Annotated in this window: 17 protein-coding genes; 5 read left to right on the plus strand and 12 right to left on the minus strand. The window is 65.7% G+C overall.

From position 1 onward, the window contains the following. Positions 1–22 precede the first annotated feature (22 nt). Genes IB228_RS12230 through ndk form a run of 4 tightly spaced genes read right to left on the minus strand, consistent with a single transcriptional unit; the run spans position 23 to position 3,305 of the window. Positions 23–844, minus strand: coding sequence for a RodZ domain-containing protein (locus IB228_RS12230; protein ID WP_192198717.1), 822 nt, complete (start codon positions 842–844; stop codon positions 23–25). Next, positions 841–1,659 carry a type IV pilus biogenesis/stability protein PilW gene (gene pilW / locus IB228_RS12235; protein ID WP_192198718.1) on the minus strand — a complete coding sequence of 273 codons (819 nt, stop codon included), beginning with the start codon at positions 1,657–1,659 and terminating at the stop codon, positions 841–843. The genes IB228_RS12230 and pilW overlap by 4 nt, the downstream gene beginning before the upstream one ends. Then, positions 1,646–2,872: a 23S rRNA (adenine(2503)-C(2))-methyltransferase RlmN gene (rlmN, locus tag IB228_RS12240; RefSeq protein ID WP_192198719.1), complete on the minus strand. Its 1,227-nt coding sequence runs from the start codon at positions 2,870–2,872 to the stop codon at positions 1,646–1,648. The genes pilW and rlmN overlap by 14 nt, the downstream gene beginning before the upstream one ends. Before the next feature lie 7 nt (positions 2,873–2,879). After that, positions 2,880–3,305, minus strand: a complete 426-nt coding sequence (gene ndk / locus IB228_RS12245) for a nucleoside-diphosphate kinase (RefSeq protein ID WP_141452680.1) — start codon at positions 3,303–3,305, stop codon at positions 2,880–2,882. A gap of 215 nt (positions 3,306–3,520) precedes the next feature. Between ndk and IB228_RS12250 the strand changes: the two genes are divergently transcribed. The 3 genes from IB228_RS12250 to IB228_RS12260 all read left to right on the plus strand — a co-directional run bounded on the left by IB228_RS12250 (position 3,521) and on the right by IB228_RS12260 (position 7,893). After that, entirely contained in the window at positions 3,521–4,153 is a 633-nt protein-coding gene (locus IB228_RS12250) for a TetR family transcriptional regulator (protein ID WP_192198720.1), read from the plus strand. 26 nt (positions 4,154–4,179) lie between these two features. Continuing rightward, positions 4,180–6,552, plus strand: coding sequence for a 3-hydroxyacyl-CoA dehydrogenase/enoyl-CoA hydratase family protein (locus tag IB228_RS12255; RefSeq protein ID WP_192198721.1), 2,373 nt, complete (start codon positions 4,180–4,182; stop codon positions 6,550–6,552). A gap of 138 nt (positions 6,553–6,690) precedes the next feature. Beyond that, the gene (locus IB228_RS12260; protein ID WP_192198722.1) at positions 6,691–7,893 is read left to right on the plus strand and encodes an acetyl-CoA C-acyltransferase; all 1,203 of its coding nucleotides are present in this window, start codon (positions 6,691–6,693) and stop codon (positions 7,891–7,893) included. 85 nt (positions 7,894–7,978) lie between these two features. Here IB228_RS12260 and galU read toward each other — a convergent pair whose 3' ends face one another. The 8 genes from galU to cmk all read right to left on the minus strand — a co-directional run bounded on the left by galU (position 7,979) and on the right by cmk (position 16,316). Then, complete coding sequence (gene galU / locus IB228_RS12265; protein WP_183636744.1) at positions 7,979–8,878, minus strand: UTP--glucose-1-phosphate uridylyltransferase GalU; 900 nt, start codon at positions 8,876–8,878, stop codon at positions 7,979–7,981. Next, on the minus strand, positions 8,875–10,791 hold the full coding sequence (locus IB228_RS12270) for a nucleoside-diphosphate sugar epimerase/dehydratase (RefSeq protein ID WP_183636747.1): 1,917 nt from the start codon (positions 10,789–10,791) through the stop codon (positions 8,875–8,877). Before IB228_RS12270 ends, galU begins: the two co-directional genes overlap by 4 nt. A 17-nt stretch (positions 10,792–10,808) precedes the next feature. Continuing rightward, entirely contained in the window at positions 10,809–11,750 is a 942-nt protein-coding gene (locus IB228_RS12275) for a lipopolysaccharide biosynthesis protein (RefSeq protein ID WP_225562414.1), read from the minus strand. A gap of 23 nt (positions 11,751–11,773) precedes the next feature. Further along, positions 11,774–12,952 (minus strand): lipopolysaccharide assembly protein LapB, encoded by a 1,179-nt coding sequence (lapB, locus tag IB228_RS12280; protein ID WP_183636750.1) that lies wholly within the window; start codon positions 12,950–12,952, stop codon positions 11,774–11,776. A 3-nt stretch (positions 12,953–12,955) separates the two neighbouring features. Then, the gene (locus IB228_RS12285; protein WP_192198723.1) at positions 12,956–13,243 is read right to left on the minus strand and encodes a LapA family protein; all 288 of its coding nucleotides are present in this window, start codon (positions 13,241–13,243) and stop codon (positions 12,956–12,958) included. Between the two features lie 121 nt (positions 13,244–13,364). Then, on the minus strand, positions 13,365–13,670 hold the full coding sequence (locus tag IB228_RS12290) for an integration host factor subunit beta (RefSeq protein ID WP_141452670.1): 306 nt from the start codon (positions 13,668–13,670) through the stop codon (positions 13,365–13,367). A 95-nt stretch (positions 13,671–13,765) separates the two neighbouring features. Continuing rightward, positions 13,766–15,445 carry a 30S ribosomal protein S1 gene (rpsA, locus tag IB228_RS12295; protein ID WP_192198724.1) on the minus strand — a complete coding sequence of 560 codons (1,680 nt, stop codon included), beginning with the start codon at positions 15,443–15,445 and terminating at the stop codon, positions 13,766–13,768. Between the two features lie 202 nt (positions 15,446–15,647). Beyond that, positions 15,648–16,316 carry a (d)CMP kinase gene (gene cmk / locus IB228_RS12300; protein WP_192198725.1) on the minus strand — a complete coding sequence of 223 codons (669 nt, stop codon included), beginning with the start codon at positions 16,314–16,316 and terminating at the stop codon, positions 15,648–15,650. A 159-nt stretch (positions 16,317–16,475) separates the two neighbouring features. On the opposite strand from cmk, the gene ykgO reads away from it, so the two are divergent. Further along, on the plus strand, positions 16,476–16,601 hold the full coding sequence (ykgO, locus tag IB228_RS12305) for a type B 50S ribosomal protein L36 (protein WP_010342887.1): 126 nt from the start codon (positions 16,476–16,478) through the stop codon (positions 16,599–16,601). A gap of 123 nt (positions 16,602–16,724) precedes the next feature. Next, positions 16,725–17,057: a hypothetical protein gene (locus IB228_RS12310; protein ID WP_183636762.1), complete on the plus strand. Its 333-nt coding sequence runs from the start codon at positions 16,725–16,727 to the stop codon at positions 17,055–17,057. The last annotated feature ends 1 nt before the right edge of the window (position 17,058 follow it).

Raw genomic sequence — 17,058 nt, forward strand, 5'->3', positions numbered from 1 at the left:
GTTGGACAAACCCGCGCTCGGGTCAGTCGGCGACCGGTGCGAGGGAACCGTCAGAGGATACCGTAAAGCGCGCGACATTCGCGCGCCGGTACGGCGTCAGGTCCACCGTACTACCGGCTTGCTGAACCTCGACCGCCGCCGCGTTGCCCAGGACAATCCGCCCGACCTGGCCGGCTGGATAGCTGCGCTGGTCCCCCGCTTTCAGCAGGGCCTGCTCGATGCCGCTGCCATCCGGAGCGACGATCTGGACCCAGCTGTCGCCCTTGAACACCAGGCTGAGCGCTGCCTCCGGTGCCCGGCTGATGGGTGGTGTCAACGACGCCACGTAAGGCGTCGCGGCCGGACGCTGCGCGGGCGCCGCGGTACCACCCGCGGTCCCCGTGGCGGCCGATTTCTGCGGGATCACGTCCAGCGATGCGGTGGTCTGGCCGCCGTTGCCACCCAGGTGCGGCCGGGTCGCCATCCATACCGGCGTGGCGATGACCGCGGTGATGACCACGTACACGGCCCGCCGCTTGGCGCTTTCGAACAGGCGCTGCGCCTTGGGCGTGTAGCTGTGGCTCACCAGTTCCGCCGGACGGACGGTTTCCAGGTCGGCCTGCGCCAGGAAGGGATCGATGTCGACCTTCAGCAGCCGCGCATAGCTGCGCAGTTGCCCGCGGACGAACACCGGTGCCCCGAGCTGCGACCACTGTTCCCCTTCCAGGGCCTGCAGCACCTTGAGCGGCATCTTCAGCCGATTCCCCACGTCCTGCAGGCTGAGACCCGCCTTCTCGCGCGCATCCCGCAGGAACGCGCCGCAGCCCTGCAGGCGCTGCGTATCAATCGAGTTGGAACCCGTCATTGTTCTGCCTTTCCCCCAGTTTGAGCGTCTGACGCGTCGGGGAACTCCGCCCGAAGTTGCTGAACATATCGACCGGCAGCAGTCCTGTCGCCGAGTCTTTCTTCGATTTGTGATGCAAGTTTTAGCACGTCGGCGCTGGCGGGTGCAGCCGCCAGCCTGCGTTCGACGAACGCCCGGGCTTCGAAATAACGCCCGGCGCGGTACTCGTGTTCGGCCATGGAAAGCAGCCCGAAGGCATTGCGCGGATCCAGCGCCAGCGCCTGACGCAGATCGCGCTCGGCCCGCTCGCGCTGCCCCGCCTTGTCGGCGCAACCGCCGGCGTTGGCGAGCACCGCGGCCGGGGTCTCGTACTCGCTGTCCTGCAGTGCGCGGTCGAACCACACCAGCGATTCGGCCGGATAGCCGTTCGAGCAGAGCCAGGCACCGTAGTTGTTCTGCTCGGCGCCCCGCCCCGGTGCCAGTTCGGTGGCCCGCCGGTAATGCTCGCCCGCAGCCTTGGCCTGGCCGCGCTGCTCGGCCACGACGGCCAGGATGGTCTGCGCGTCGGCGGACTGGGGATCGGCCTTCATCGCGGCCCGGGCGCCGCGCTCGGCGACATCGAGGTCGCCGGCCTGCAGCCGCTGGGTCGCCAGGGCCAGGGCACGTTCGACTTCCATCCTGCGCTTGGTCTCGGCGCTGTCGCTGACCTGGTAGGTCGGCGCGATTTGCTCGCCGTCCTTGCGTTCCATCTTGGGTCTTATGAAGGTCAGCCGGCTGCAGCCGGTCGCCACCAGCACCAGGGCCAGCAGCAGCAGCCAGGGCTTATGCCGCCGCATCACCGATGCCCTGTTCCTGCAACTGGCGGCGGAACTCGGCCTGGCGACGGGTGCGATCCATCACCTGCCCCTTCAGCTGTCCGCAGGCCGCATCGATGTCGTCGCCGCGGGTCCGCCGGACCATGGTCAATACATGCGCGTCCAGCAACAGCTTCTGGAAGGCACGGATGTCTTCCTCGCCCGAACGCTCGTAGCGCGTGCCCGGGAAGGGGTTGAACGGAATCAGGTTGACCTTGCCCGCATCCTTGAGCTGGGTCGCGTTGCTGAACTTGCGCATCAACTGGGCGAGCTGGCGCGCATGCTCGGGCTGATCGTTGACGCCCTTCATCAGCGTGTACTCGAAGGTCACCGAGTCGCGCTTCTTGTTGGCCCGCAGGTAGCGCGCGCACGACGCCATCAATTCAGCGATCGGATACTTACGGTTGAGCGGCACCAACTGCTCGCGCAGCGCATCGTTGGGCGCATGCAGCGAGACCGCGAGCGAGACGTCGGTTTCGGTCGAAAGTCGATCGATCATCGGCACCAGTCCGGACGTCGACAGGGTCACGCGCTTGCTGGCCAGGCCGTAGCCCAGATCGTCGCGCATGATGTTCATCGCACGCACGACGTTGTCGAAATTGAGCAGGGGCTCGCCCATGCCCATCATCACCACGTTGGTGAGACGGCGGTTCTGCGCCGGCACGTTGCCCAGGTGGCGCGCGGTAATCCAGACCTGGCCGATGATCTCGGCGGTGGTCAGGTTGCGGTTGAACCCCTGGGTCGCGGTGGAGCAGAACGTGCAGTTGAGGCCACAGCCCACCTGCGAGGACACGCACAACGTGCCGCGGTTCTTGTCCGGGATGTAGACCGTTTCGACGGCATTCTTGCCGTCAACGCCCATGCCCAGCAGCCATTTGTGGGTGCCGTCGGCGGAGGGCTTGTCGAACACGATGCCCGGGACGACGACCTCGGCATGTTCCTGCAGCTTCGCGCGCAGGTTCTTGCCGAGATCGGTCATCTGCTCGAAATCGGTGACGTAGCGGTGATGAATCCACTTCATCACCTGGTGGGCGCGGAACTTCTGCTCGCCGAGTTGTTCGACGAAGAAACGCTCCATGCCGTCCCGATCGAGGTCCAGCAGGTTCTGTTTCGCAGACACGCCCGCGCCGCTCACCGCCGGCTGCGCATCCGCGGCCAGCTTCAGTTCAATCGGCGCGAGTTCGTGGCTGCTCATCGCTGGCTCAGCGCGAGAACACTTCGGTGGCGGCGAAGAAGTACGCGATCTCGATGTTCGCGTTCTCGACCGAATCCGAACCGTGCGCCGCATTGGCGTCGATGGAGTCGGCGAAGTCGGCGCGGATGGTACCCGGCGCGGCTTCCTTCGGATTGGTGGCGCCGAGGATCTCGCGATGCTTGAGCACCGCGTTCTCGCCTTCCAGCACCTGGATGGCGACCGGACCGGAGATCATGAATTCGACCAGCGCGTTGAAGAACGGACGCTCGCGGTGCACGGCATAGAAACCTTCGGCCTCGCGACGCGACAGGTGCTTCATCTTCGCGGCGACGATCTTGAGACCGGCCTTTTCGAAACGGGCATAGATTTCGCCGACGACGTTCTTGGCAACGGCATCGGGCTTGACGATCGACAGGGTGCGCTCCAGCGCCATGGGGATTTCTCCGTTGGGCGGGCCACTTTCGGCCCAAGGTTAACATGAAAAACCCGCGTCGAAACACGGGCTTAGCCTGAATTGCGGAGCGAGATTCTAACGTATTGGCCGCAATTGCGCACCTGGCCGGAGACCGGATTGCTGCAAGGCAGCATGACAACCATACGTGAGCGGATGGACAATCAAACAAGCGTTTGATTAGCAGGACCGACCGCATGGGCAACACCCCCCACTTCTCCACCAAGGAGCGCATCCTCGGCGCCGCCGAGGAACTGTTCGCCCAGTTCGGCTTTGCCGGCACCTCCCTGCGGCAGGTGACCAGCCGGGCCGACGTCAACATCGCCGCCGTCAACTACCACTTCGGCTCCAAGGAAAACCTGGTCAACGAGGTCTTCCGGCGACGCATGGACGAAATGAGCGGCCAGCGGCTGGGCCAGCTTCGGACCGCCCTGGAGCAGCATCCAGGCGAACTGGAGCCGATCCTGGCCGCGTTCGTCGAGCCCGCCCTGGCCCTGGCCCAGGACCGCCACGGCGGCGGGGCCTTCGTCCGGGTCATCGCACGCGCCTATGCCGAGAAGAACGACGGCCTGCGCAAGTTCCTGTCAGACCACTATGGCCATGTCCTGCGCGAGTTCGGCAAGGCCATCGCCGGCTGCGTGCCCGGCCTGAGCAAGGAAGAGCTGTACTGGCGGCTGGATTTCCTGTCCGGCGCGCTGACCTATGCCATGGCGGACTTCGGGCTCATCAAGCGTCCCCATGGTGTCACCGAGGTGGTGCACCGTGAGCGGGCCGCCCGCGAACTCATCCGTTTCGCCGAGGCCGGCCTGCGCGCCGACCACGTCAAATAACCCCCTGACATCCAAGGATTCCCGAAATGTCCAATCCATTGCTTGTGCGCAAGGCGGCCGTGCTGGGTGCCGGCGTGATGGGCGCGCAGATCGCCGCCCACCTGACCAACGCCGGCGTCGACACGGTGCTGTTCGACCTGGCCGCGAAGGAAGGCCACCCCGACGGCGTTGTCCTCAAGGCCATCGCCAACCTGGGCAAGCTGAGCCCCGCCCCGCTCGCCAGCAAGACACTGGCCGAGGCGATCAGCCCGGCCAATTACGATACCGGGCTGGACCAGCTGAAGGACTGCGACCTGATCATCGAGGCCATCGCCGAACGGATGGACTGGAAGCAGGACCTCTACAAGAAAATCGCCCCGTTCGTCGCCGAGCACACGGTGCTGGCGAGCAACACCTCGGGCCTGGGCATCAACAAGCTGGCCGAAGTACTGCCGGAACAACTTCGCCATCGTTTCTGCGGCGTGCATTTCTTCAACCCGCCGCGCTACATGCACCTGGCCGAACTGATCCCGGCCAGGACCACCGACGGCACCGTGCTGGAAGGCCTGGAAACCTTCCTGACCACCACCCTGGGCAAGGGCGTGGTCTACGCCAAGGACACCCCGAACTTCATCGGCAACCGCATCGGCGTGTTCTCGATCCTGGCCACCATCCACCACACCCAGCAGTTCGGCCTGGGCTTCGATGAAGTCGACGGCCTGACCGGGCCGCTCGTCGGTCGCCCCAAGTCGGCCACCTACCGGACCTCCGATGTGGTCGGCCTGGACACCATGGCCCACGTCATCAAGACCATGGCCGATACCCTCCCCGAGGATCCCTGGCACGGCTACTTCAAGTCGCCGGCATGGCTGGATGCGCTGATCGCCAAGGGCGCGCTCGGCCAGAAGGCCGGGGCCGGCATCTTCCGCAAGGTCGGCAAGGACATCGTGGTACTGGATCTGCAAAAGCAGGACTACCGTCCCGCCGACCGTGCCGCGGCACCGGAAGTGGTCGAGATCCTCAAGCTGAAGAACCCGGCCGAGAAGTTCGCCCGCTTGCGCGAGAGCCAGCATCCGCAGGCACAGTTCCTGTGGGCCGTGTTCCGCGACCTGTTCCATTACAGCGCCTTCCACCTGGCCGACATCGCCGAAACCGCACGCGACGTCGACCTGGCCATCCGCTGGGGCTACGGCTGGTCGCTGGGTCCGTTCGAGACCTGGCAGGCCGCCGGCTGGAAGCAGGTCGCCCAGTGGATCGCCGACGATATCGTTGCCGGCAAGAGCATGAGCAATGCGCCGCTGCCGGACTGGGTATTCGATGGTCGCGAAGGCGTGCATGCCGCCGACGGCAGCTACAGCCCGGCGCGCAACGCAAAACTGCCGCGTTCGGCGCTGCCGGTGTATCGCCGCCAGCGCTTCCCGGACCCGCTGCTGGGCGAATCCTTCCCGCAGGGCGAGACGGTGTTCGAGAACGACGGCGTGCGCCTGTGGACCGATGGCGACGGCGTGGGCGTGGTCAGCTTCAAGACCAAGATGAACACCGTGTCCGACGCCGTGCTGGAAGGCGTGCAGCAGGCCGTGGCCATCGCCGAGCAGAAGTTCAAGGGCCTGGTGATCTGGCAACCGAAGGAGCCTTTCTCCGCCGGTGCCGATCTGGCCGGAGCGCTCGGCGCCCTGCAGGCCGGGAAGATTGCCGAGTTCGAGGCCATGGTCGCCAACTTCCAGGCCACCAGCCAGCGCATCAAGTACTCGCTGGTGCCGGTCGTGGCCGCGGTGCGCGGCCTGGCGCTGGGCGGTGGCTGCGAGTTCCAGATGCACAGCGCCCGCACCGTGGCTTCGCTGGAAAGCTACATCGGCCTGGTCGAAGCGGGCGTGGGCCTGCTGCCTGCCGGCGGCGGCCTGAAGGAAATCGCGGTACGCGCCTCGCAGGCGGCCGGACCGGGCGGAGACGTGTTCGCCGAACTCAAGCGCACGTTCGAGACGGTGGCCATGGCCAAGGTCTCGGCTTCAGCCGTCGAAGCCAAGGAACTTGGCCTCATGCGGGCGAACGACCTTGTCGTGTTCAACGCCTACGAGCAGTTGCATATCGCCAAGCAGCAGGTGCTGGCACTGGCCGAGAGCGGCTATCGTCCGCCTCTGCCGGCACGCCGCATCCAGGTCGCCGGCGACGTCGGCATCGCCACGTTCAAGATGCTGCTGGTCAACATGCTGGAAGGCCGTTTCATCAGCGAATACGACTATGAAATCGCCACCCGCATCGCCACCGTGCTGTGCGGCGGCGAAGTGGATCGCGGCGCGCTGGTCGACGAGGAATGGCTGCTGGCGCTGGAGCGCAAGCATTTCGTCGAACTGGCCCAGCAGGAAAAGACCCAGGCCCGCATCGCGCACATGCTGAAGACCGGCAAGCCGCTTAGGAACTGAGATTCGTGATTCGGGATTGGGGATTCGTGCAAAGCGGATTCCCTTCCCTTCGAAATTCCATCATCGCCGGGAAGGCCGGGCACGGGGCGTTACGAATCCCCAATCCCGAATCCCCAATCCCGGCTCTCGGAGAAAGCCATGAAGCAAATCCAGGACGCCTACATCGTCGCCGCCACCCGCACTCCGGTCGGCAAGGCACCCAAGGGCGTGTTCCGCAATACCCGTCCCGACGACATGCTCGCGCATGTGCTGAAGTCGGTCATCGCGCAGGCGCCGGGCATCGACGTCAACCGCATCGATGACGCCATCATCGGCTGCGCAATGCCGGAAGGCGAGCAAGGCATGAACGTGGCCCGCATCGGCGTGCTGCTGGCCGGCCTCCCCAACACCATCGCCGCGCAGACCATCAACCGTTTCTGCTCGTCCGGCCTGCAGGCGGTGGCGATGGCCGCCGACCAGATCCGGCTGGGCAACGCCGACCTGATGCTGGCAGGCGGCACCGAGTCGATGTCGATGGTGCCGATGATGGGCAACAAGGTCGCGCTGTCGCCGTCGGTGTTCAAGGACGACCACGTCGCCATCGCCTATGGCATGGGCATCACCGCGGAGAAGGTCGCGGAGGAATGGAAGGTCTCGCGCGAAGAACAGGATGCCTTCGCCCTCGCCTCCCACCAGAAGGCGCTGGCGGCCATCGCCGCGGGCGAATTCAACAGCGAGATCTCGCCCTATGAGATCCTGTCGCACCTGCCGGATCTGGCGGGCAACACCATTCGCCTGAAGAAGCTGCTGGTCGAGAACGACGAGGGCCCGCGCGCGGACACCTCGCTGGAAGGCTTGGCCAAGCTGCGCCCAGTGTTCCGCAACGGCCAGTTCGGCGGCAGCGTGACCGCCGGCAACTCCTCGCAGATGAGCGATGGCGCCGGCGCGGTGCTGCTCGCTTCCGAACAGGCGATCAAGGACTACGGGCTGACGCCGCTGGCGCGCTTCGTCAGCTTCTCGGTTGCCGGCGTGCGTCCGGAAGTGATGGGTATCGGCCCGATCGCCGCGATTCCGAAGGCGCTGAAGCAGGCCGGCCTGAGCAAGGATCAACTGGACTGGATCGAGCTCAATGAAGCCTTCGCCGCGCAGGCGCTTGCGGTCATCCGCGACAGTGAACTCGACCCGGCCAAGATCAACCCGCTGGGCGGCGCCATCGCGCTGGGTCATCCGCTGGGCGCGACCGGTGCGGTTCGTACCGCCACCATCGTCCATGGCTTGCGCCGTCGCCAGCAGAAGTACGGCATGGTGACGATGTGCATCGGCACCGGCATGGGCGCCGCCGGCATCTTCGAGTCGCTCTGACGCCCTGACTCCGCTACTGCCGAAAAGAGGAATGGCGCCATCAGGCGCCATTCTTTTGTCCGTGTTTCAGGCGTCCACCCGCGCCCTACTCCAGATCGGTCACGCCCAGTTCGCTCAGCGCATCCTGCATCATGCTGCGCGCCGCATCGCTCAGCTTTTCATGATCCAGCGCATAGCGGATGGTGGCCTCGATGAGGCCGATGTGGGTACCGCAGTCGAAGCGCGTGCCCTGGAAACGGTAGGCATGGACCGGCTTCTGCGCGAGCAGGGTCGCGATGGCGTCGGTCAGCTGGATTTCCCCGCCGGCTCCCGGCGTGGTGTTCTCCAGCAGGTCGAAAATCCCGCCATCAAGAACGTAGCGCCCCACCACCGCCAGCGTGCTCGGTGCGACCTCGGGCTTGGGCTTTTCGACGATGGCATTGATCCGGCCGGATCGGCCCGAGAACGCATCCGTGGCGACGATGCCATAGCTGCCGGTCTGTTCGCGGGCCACGTCCTGCACCGCAATCATGCTGGCGCCGGTCGCCTCGGCGGCATCGGCCATCTGTTTCAGCGCGCCCGCGCCCCGGTTCCAGATGAGGTCGTCGGGCAGCAGGACCGCGAACGGTTCGTTGCCCACGATGGGCTTGGCGCACAGCACCGCGTGGCCAAGTCCCAATGCTTCGGCCTGGGTGACGAATACGGCGCGCACGCCCTCGGGCAGCACATTCCGGACCAGTTCGAGCTGCTCGTGCTTGCCGGCACGCTCCAGCTTCTGCTCCAGTTCGTAAGCCTTGTCGAAGTAGTCGGCCACCGCGTGCTTGTAGCGGTTGGTGACGAAGATCAGGGTGTCGCAGCCCGCTTCGATAGCTTCATCGACGGCGTACTGGATCAGCGGCCGATCGATGATCGGCAGCATTTCCTTGGGAACGGTCTTGGTGGCGGGAAGAAAACGGGTTCCCAGGCCTGCAACGGGAAATACGGCCTTGCGGATGCGTCCGGTCATCGGGTCCTGCGGGCTTCTCGAGCGGGGAAGGTCACGATGGTAGCCGAAGCGGGTTCAAGAGATTGTTCAAGCGGCGAGAACTCGGGTACCGCGATGCGCAGGATCTCCTGCATCTCGTCGACATCGTAGCGGCCATAGGCGGCCCGCAGGCGCTGCAAGGCCAGTTCGATGAAATCGGCCGACACGGTGCGCGCCTCGGCCTGCATGATCTTGGAATGGGAGGTCGGCCGGTAGGCCTCGTCCGCGTGGAAGAGGTTCTCGTGCAGCTTCTCGCCCGGACGCAGGCCGGTATAGACGATGGCGATGTCGCGGCCCGGCTGCTTGCCCGCCAACCGGATCATCTGCTCGGCCAGCAGCCGGATGGGCACGGCCTCGCCCATGTCCAGCGTATAGATGGCGGCATGCGCCGCGCCGGCGGCCGCCTGCAGGATCAACTGGCTGGCCTCCGGAATCGTCATGAAGTAACGGGTCACTTCCGGGTCGGTCACCGTCACCGGCCCACCCTTGCGGATCTGCTCGCGGAACAGGGGAACCACGCTGCCGGCGGAATCCAGCACGTTGCCGAAGCGGACGGTGACGAACCGGGTCCCGCCGGCATGGCCATCGTCCGTGGCCTGGCAAACCATCTCGGCGAGCCGCTTGGTCGCCCCCAGCACGTTGACCGGATCCACCGCCTTGTCGGTGGAGATCAGGACGAACGTCCCCACCCCGCTGCGACGGCAGGCCTTGGCCACCATATCGGTGGCCAGCACGTTGTTGCCTACCGCTTCGCGCAGGTGCTGTTCCAGCAGCGGCACCTGCTTGTAAGCCGCGGCGTGGAAGACCGCATCCGGCTCGGCCAGCGCCAGCGCGTGTTCGACAACCGCGGGATCTCCGCAGTTGCCCAGCACGGGAAGGACCTCCAGATCCGGAAACGCCCGTCGCAGATCGGCCTGGATGGTGATCAGGGCCAGTTCGTCGATTTCGAGCAGGGCGATGCGCTGGGCACCATGGCGCGCGCATTGCCGGCACAGTTCGGAGCCGATCGAACCGCCGGCGCCCGTCACCAGGACGGTCCGGCCCCCCAGCCAGCCACGGATCAGCTTCCAGTCCGGGGTCACCGATTTCCGGCCCAGCAGGTCCTCGATGGCCACCTCCTTGAGGTCGCCCGGCATGGCATGTCCCTCGAGGACATTGATCAGCCTCGGCACCATGCGGAACGGCAGGCCGGTACTTTCACAAATGGCGACAACCCGCTGCATGCTCGGCGCATCCAGCGACGGCATCGCGATGACCAGCATCCGCGCCGCGCTCTCGCGGGCGACGCTGGCGGCCTGGTCCAGGCTGCCCAGCACGGGCACCCCCAACAGCTTGGAGCCGTGCAGCTTGACCGCGTCGTCCAGGAAGCCGATCGGCTGGTAGACGCCGGTCCTGCGCAGTTCCCGGACCAGCGCCTCGCCCGCCCGGCCTGCGCCAAGGACGAGCACGCGCGATGCATTCTCATGCAGCCGGCTGGTCTGCAGGTCCTTCCAGGCCCGATACAGCAGGCGCGGCAAGCCCAGGAAAGCCACCAGCGCGAACGGATAGAACGCCAGCACCGCCCGTGGCAGGGAGCCGAAGCGGTTGTAGAAGAACAGTCCGACGACGATGGCCAGGAAGCCCAGGCCGCTCGCCTTCACGATGTTCCAGAGATCCGGCAGGCTGGCGAAGCGCCACAGCCCCCGATAGAGACCCATCCACCAGAACACCAGCCCCTGGCCAGCGACCACGATGGCGATTTCGTTCGACCAGAGGGGATAACCCGGCGACTGGGGCAGCATGGCGTAGCGCACGAAGTGCAGCAGTTGCCAGCACAGCCACACCATGAACAAATCATGGGTCGCCACCAGCAGGCGCGGTAGGAATGCCGTCGTCCGGTCCCGCCAAGATTGCATGCAACTCCTCCCTGACCCTATGCCAATCCCTTGCGCGACCATCCCCAGAGCGCAAGCGCGAATGCGTACCAAGCAACCAAGGCAATGAGCCCGGACCCGGCCCCGGCATTAGACAGCATCCACATTAACAAGAGCGTAACACCACTGAACAGGCCATAGAGCGAGGTTACGGCCACATGACCGTAACGTCGGGCGGCGCGCTGGTAGACATGCGTGACATGAGGCGTCCACCAGCGCTCGCCGTTAAGGATGCGCGTAGCGAGCGTGAAGCCGGCGTCGACAAGGAACGCGGCCAGCGGCAGCAACAAGAGCATTGGCGGCGTTGCCGCATTCTTTGAGGCGACGCTCAAGAGCGCCGCCAGTGCGAATCCCAGTGCTCCGCTGCCGACATCTCCCAGGAAAATCCGGGCGCGAGGGAAGTTGAACGGCAGAAAACCGCAACATGCCGCGAACAGCGCCGCCGCCAGCCAGGACCAAGGGCCCGGCAGGAAGAACGCGCCCGCCAGGCCGGCGATCAACGCCTGGCTAGCGGCCAGGCCGTCTATCCCGTCCATGAAATTCCAGACGTTGACCAGGCTGACAATGGCGATGATGGCCAACAGTACCTGCCATGCCGACGCCCCCTGGCGATGCAGGGCGGTGGCGAACACGAGGGCAGCGATCAGATGGGCCAGCAACCGCCAGGACGCCGGCAGCGGACGGTGGTCGTCCCACCAGCCCACGCCGGCAACCAGCGCCAGTCCGATTCCGAACGCGGCGAACAGTTCGCGCTCCCCCGGCGTCCGCCAGCCGAGCACGGCCGCGGCCAGCAGCAGCGCCACGACAATGGCGATCCCGCCCCCTCGCGGCGTGGCAATCGAATGGCTCCGGCGCTCGCCGGGCTGATCGACCAGGCGGCGATGGAGCGCGTAGCGGCGCGCCAGCCAGGTACCTGCCGCTGCCACCACGAAGTGCAGCATGAGCCAGGGGATGAATCCAGGCATCAGACGACGGCGTAGTTCAGCAACGGTTTGATGCTGCCCCATTCCTTGCAGCTGGGACATTGCCAGTGATGCGTGCGTGCGCCGAATCCGCAGCGGGTGCAGCGGTAGCTGGGATTGCGGACCAGCAACTGATCGGTGATGTGCTTGAGATCGTGCAGGGTCGCGGACGGGTCGGCGCCTTCGGCCAGGGTCAGGTCGATGAGGGCCGCCTCACCCCGCACCGAGGGTCGATCCTTGAGCTGCCTCGCCAGGTAGGCGCGCGCGGCGGCGACGCCATCCTGTCCTTCCACCAGCTTGGTGAGGGCCAGCACCGGCGCGATGCCGCGGTAGTGCTCGCTCATTTCCGACAGGAACGTCCGCGCACCCGAGAGATCGCCCACCTTCTCATAGTTGGCAAGCAACCCGGGCAGCACCTCGGGCAGATAGTCGGGATCGTGGCGCGCGGCACGCTCGTAGGCGCGGATGGCGGCCTCGTGATTGCCGGCATCCGATTCCAGCCGCCCCTCCAGGATGCCCGCGCGCACGCAGCCGGCGTCGGCCTGGTAGGCACGGGCAATCGCCGCGCGCGCCGCGGTGACATCGTTGGCGGTGCGGTGACGCTCGGCCAGTTCGCACTCGAACTGCGCGACCAGCTTGCCCATCGCCTCGCCGGTCACTTCCTCGTAGCGCATCGCGTTGTCGATGGCCTTTTCCCAATCGCGCTCGGCCTGGTAGATGCCGATCAGATGCTTGAGGGCCTGCGGCGCGCGCTGGTCGATACGGGCCAGGTCGGTGAACACGGTCTCGGCCCGGTCCAGCAGCCCCGAGCGCATGTAGTCCTCGCCCAGCGCGAGCAATGCCTGGACCTTCTGCTGGTCGCTCAGGTCCGGACGCTGCACGAGTCCCTGGTGGAGGCGGATCGCCCGGTCCACTTCGCCGCGGCGGCGGAACAGGTGCCCCAGCGCGACCTGGGTTTCAAAGGTTTCCTTGTCCAGCTCGGCGATGTGCAAGAACAGCTCGATAGCTTTGTCGGGCTGTTCGTTGAGCAGGTAGTTCAGGCCCCGGAAATAGGTGCTGGACAGGCGGCTGACCTGGGTGTCGCCATGGCGCTGGCCGCCGCGCCGGCCGATGATCCAGCCGCTCAGCGCGGCCAGCGGCAGGAACAGGAAGAACCAGAACCACTCGTTGAGGAATTCCATCGATCAGGGACCCATGCCAGGAGTTGGCGGGATGGAGGAGGAGGAAGCGGCGGAGGCCTGGACCTTGTTCGCCTTGCGCAGGCGCGCATAGAGCGGCAGCACCATGGTGGCCATGACGATCAGGCCACCGATGAGCACGCCGAACAGCAGCGAGAGGATGATCGCGACGCCGGAAGAGGTCGGAATCTCGGTGAACAGCAGTTTCAGCACGATCGGCTGGGTATTGAGCACGCCGATCACCAAACCGGCGGCGAGAAAAACCAGTGCGACAACCAGGCGGATGGTACTCATCGGGCGACTCCCTGCGCTTGCCAGTCGGGGCTAGCTTAGCCGAGCGCCGGCTCCGTGCGCAGCCGGGCGTGAGGCCGGCATCCCGCGCCGGTCCTGCCAGACGCCGTCGAAGACCTGAAAATCAGTCCGCGCTTTCTTCCACCGGGGTGACGTCGCTGACGCGTTCGCGCAGCTCCTTGCCCGGCTTGAAGTGGGGAACATGCTTGGCCGGAAGGGCGACCGAATCACCGGTCTTGGGGTTGCGGCCCATGCGCGGCGGGCGGTAGTGCAGCGAGAAGCTGCCGAACCCGCGGATTTCGATGCGATCGCCCTGCGCCAGCGCCCCGGCCATCATTTCCAGCAACGCCTTCACGGCCAGGTCGACGTCTTCGGCCTTGAGGTGCGGCTGGCGGCGGGTCAGGATTTCGATGAGTTCGGATTTGGTCATCGCGCAGGCTTTCGGGCGGGTACGTTCCGCACCGGCCCGGGTCATTGACCCGGGCCGGCCGGAAGCTCGTGTTGCTTACAACGGACTTGCTTGGCTTACTCGGACTTGTTGCCGTCCAGCTGTGCACGCAGCAGCGCGCCCAGCGTGGTGGTGCCGCCCGACGCGGACTGGTATTCCTCCAGCACTTCGCGCATTTCGGCTTCGTCCTTCGCCTTGATCGACAGCTGCAGGGTGCGGCCCTTGCGATCCATGCCGATGAACTTGGCTTCGATCTTGTCGCCGACCTTCAGGTGCTGGCTGGCGTCGTCGATGCGCTCGTTGGCGATGTCGCGAACCGACACGTAGCCTTCGATGCCGTCGGCCAGTTCGATCACGGCGCCCTTCGCGTCGACTTCCTTCACCACGCCCTCGACCTTCGAGCCCTTCGGATGCGCCGCCATGTACTGGCCGAACGGATCCTGCTCCAGCTGCTTGACGCCCAGGCTGATGCGCTCGCGCTCCGGGTCAACGGCCAGCACCACGGCTTCCAGCGTGTCGCCCTTCTTGAAGTTGCGCACGATGTCTTCGCCGGTGGTGTTCCAGCTGATGTCGGACAGGTGGACCAGGCCGTCGATGCCGCCGTCCAGGCCGATGAAGATGCCGAAGTCGGTGATCGACTTGATCTGGCCGGACACCTTGTCGTTCTTCTTGTGGGTAGCCGCGAAGGTTTCCCACGGATTGGCGGCGACCTGCTTCATGCCCAGCGAGATGCGGCGACGCTCTTCGTCCACGTCCAGCACCATCACTTCGACTTCGTCGCCGACCTGCACGACCTTGGACGGGTTGACGTTCTTGTTGGTCCAGTCCATCTCGGACACGTGCACGAGGCCTTCCACGCCCGGCTCGATCTCGACGAACGCGCCGTAATCGGTGACGTTGGAGACCTTGCCGAACACCCGGCTGTTGGCCGGATAACGGCGGGCGATGTTGTCCCACGGATCCTCGCCCAGCTGCTTCAGGCCCAGCGAGACGCGGTTGCGCTCACGGTCGTACTTGAGCACGCGGACGTCCAGTTCCTGGCCGACTTCGACCACTTCGGACGGATGACGCACGCGCTTCCACGCCATGTCGGTGATGTGCAGCAGGCCGTCGATGCCACCCAGGTCGACGAACGCGCCGTAGTCGGTGAGGTTCTTGACCACACCCTTCAGCACCACGCCTTCCTGCAGCTTGTCCATCAGCTGCTCGCGCTCTTCCGAATGCTCGCTCTCGACCACCGCGCGGCGGGAGACGACCACATTGTTGCGCTTGCGATCCAGCTTGATGAGCTTGAACTCCAGCTCCTTGCCTTCCAGGTAGCCCGGGTCGCGGACCGGACGGACGTCGACCAGCGAGCCCGGCAGGAACGCGCGGACGTCCTTGATGTCGACGGTGAAACCACCCTTGACCTTGCCGCTGATGCGGCCGGTGATGGTTTCGTTCTTCTCCAGCGCCTGCTCCAGCTCGTCCCACACCATGGCGCGCTTGGCCTTCTCGCGCGACAGGACGGTTTCGCCGAAGCCGTTCTCGATCGAGTCGAGGGCCACCTTCACTTCGTCGCCCACGCCCACGTCGATTTCGCCGGCGTCGTTCCGGAACTGTTCGATCGGCACGATGCCTTCGGACTTCAGGCCGGCGTTGATCACCACCACGTCGTTGCGGACTTCCACGACGACGCCGGTGACGATGGCGCCCGGCTTCAGCTTGGCCAGTTGGGTCTGGCTCTGTTCAAACAGTTCGGCAAATGATTCGGTCATTGTTGATTACTCGGTTGGACACACGGACGGGTGCGCGCCTCGCGGCGTTCCCCCGTCCACCCTTTCGGCACGTAGGAAAGTGCCGTGTGTAGTTGAAGTGGAAAAACCGTCGCCCCGGTGCAAGGCACCGGAGAACGGGCTCGTTTCTGCATGCTGATTTCCGCGGCGCGCCGGAACCGGAAGCCGCCGCGATGAATTGCGATCAACGACTCACGATGGCCAGCACGCGCGCCACGACTTCGTCGATGCCCAGGCCGGTGGTGTCGATGTGGACGGCGTCGTCGGCCGGCCGCAGGGGCGCCACCGTGCGCTGTGCGTCACGGGCGTCGCGGGCGAGAATCTCGCGTAGCAGACCGTCTAAGGTAACCGAAACCCCTTTGTCTTTCAACTGCTTATAGCGCCTTTCCGCCCTTTCCTCGGCGCTGGCGGTCAGGAACACCTTGTAGGGGGCGTCCGGGAAGATGACGGTACCCATGTCACGACCGTCGGCCACCAGGCCCGGAAGCTGCCGGAAAGCCCGCTGGCGCTCCTTCAGGGCCGAGCGGACCTCGGGGATCGCGGCGATGGCCGAGGCCAGCGCCCCGGTGGTTTCCAGCCGCAGTTCCTCGGTGGCGTCCACGTCGTCGACGATGACCCGCAGGCCCTGCGGGCCATCCTGGAAGCGGACCCGGGTATCGAAGGTGCAGCGGACCAGCGCCGCGGGGTCGGAAATGTCCAGGTCCGCCCAGCTCGCCGCCACCCCGACCGCCCGGTACAACGCGCCGGAATCCAGGTAATGCCAGCCCAGGCGGTCGGCGACGATGCGGCTGACCGTGCCCTTGCCGGCCCCGGACGGGCCATCGATGGTGAGGACGGGAATGCTCTCGGACATGGGGAATCCTGTGGTTTTCACACTATTATGCCGCGCCGCCCGCGGGCCGCGCCGGCCGGTTTCCCGTCTCGTCCGGCAACCACTTGATGTTGCTGGGGAAATGCATTTAGAATAGCGGGCTTCGTTTCGCCCCATATTCTTTTACGCCGAGGTTTCATCATGAAGGTCCTGTCCTCCCTGAAGTCGGCGAAGGCCCGTCACCGCGACTGCAAGGTGGTCCGCCGCCGCGGTAAGGTCTTCGTGATCTGCAAGTCCAATCCGCGTTTCAAGGCGCGCCAGCGCTGAGTTTCCGGCCGCGGGCGACCTTCCGGTCGAGCCTGCGCGGAACTCCCGGAAAACCGCCTTCGGGCGGTTTTTTGTTGCGCCGCTTTTGCTATAAAGGCCGCCTCTTTCCGGGGGAAATCCGCCATGAACCATCGCGTCCTCGTCATCCCGATGTATGTGCTGCTGGGCCTGGCCACCAACGCCTTCGCCGCCGACACCCTGCTGGTTGACCGCGTGCAGGAAACCGCCGCCCAGGCGGCGCCGGTGCGCGGCTGGACCAGCAACCAGGTGCAGGCGCGCTTCGGCGAACCGCAGCAGAAGCTGGAACCGCGCGGCGGCCAGAAGCGGCAATGGCCCACGATCCATCGCTGGGTCTACCCCGCCTTCACCGTGTATTTCGAACGCGACCGCGTGATCGACGTGGTCGCCAACCAGGCCGGCCCGGAAGAAATCGGGCCCAAGCCCCCCATCCGCTGAC

It is taken from the genome of Pseudoxanthomonas sp. PXM04, assembly GCF_014851695.1.
In the GTDB taxonomy this organism is placed as follows: Bacteria; Pseudomonadota; Gammaproteobacteria; order Xanthomonadales; family Xanthomonadaceae; genus Pseudoxanthomonas_A; species Pseudoxanthomonas_A beigongshangi.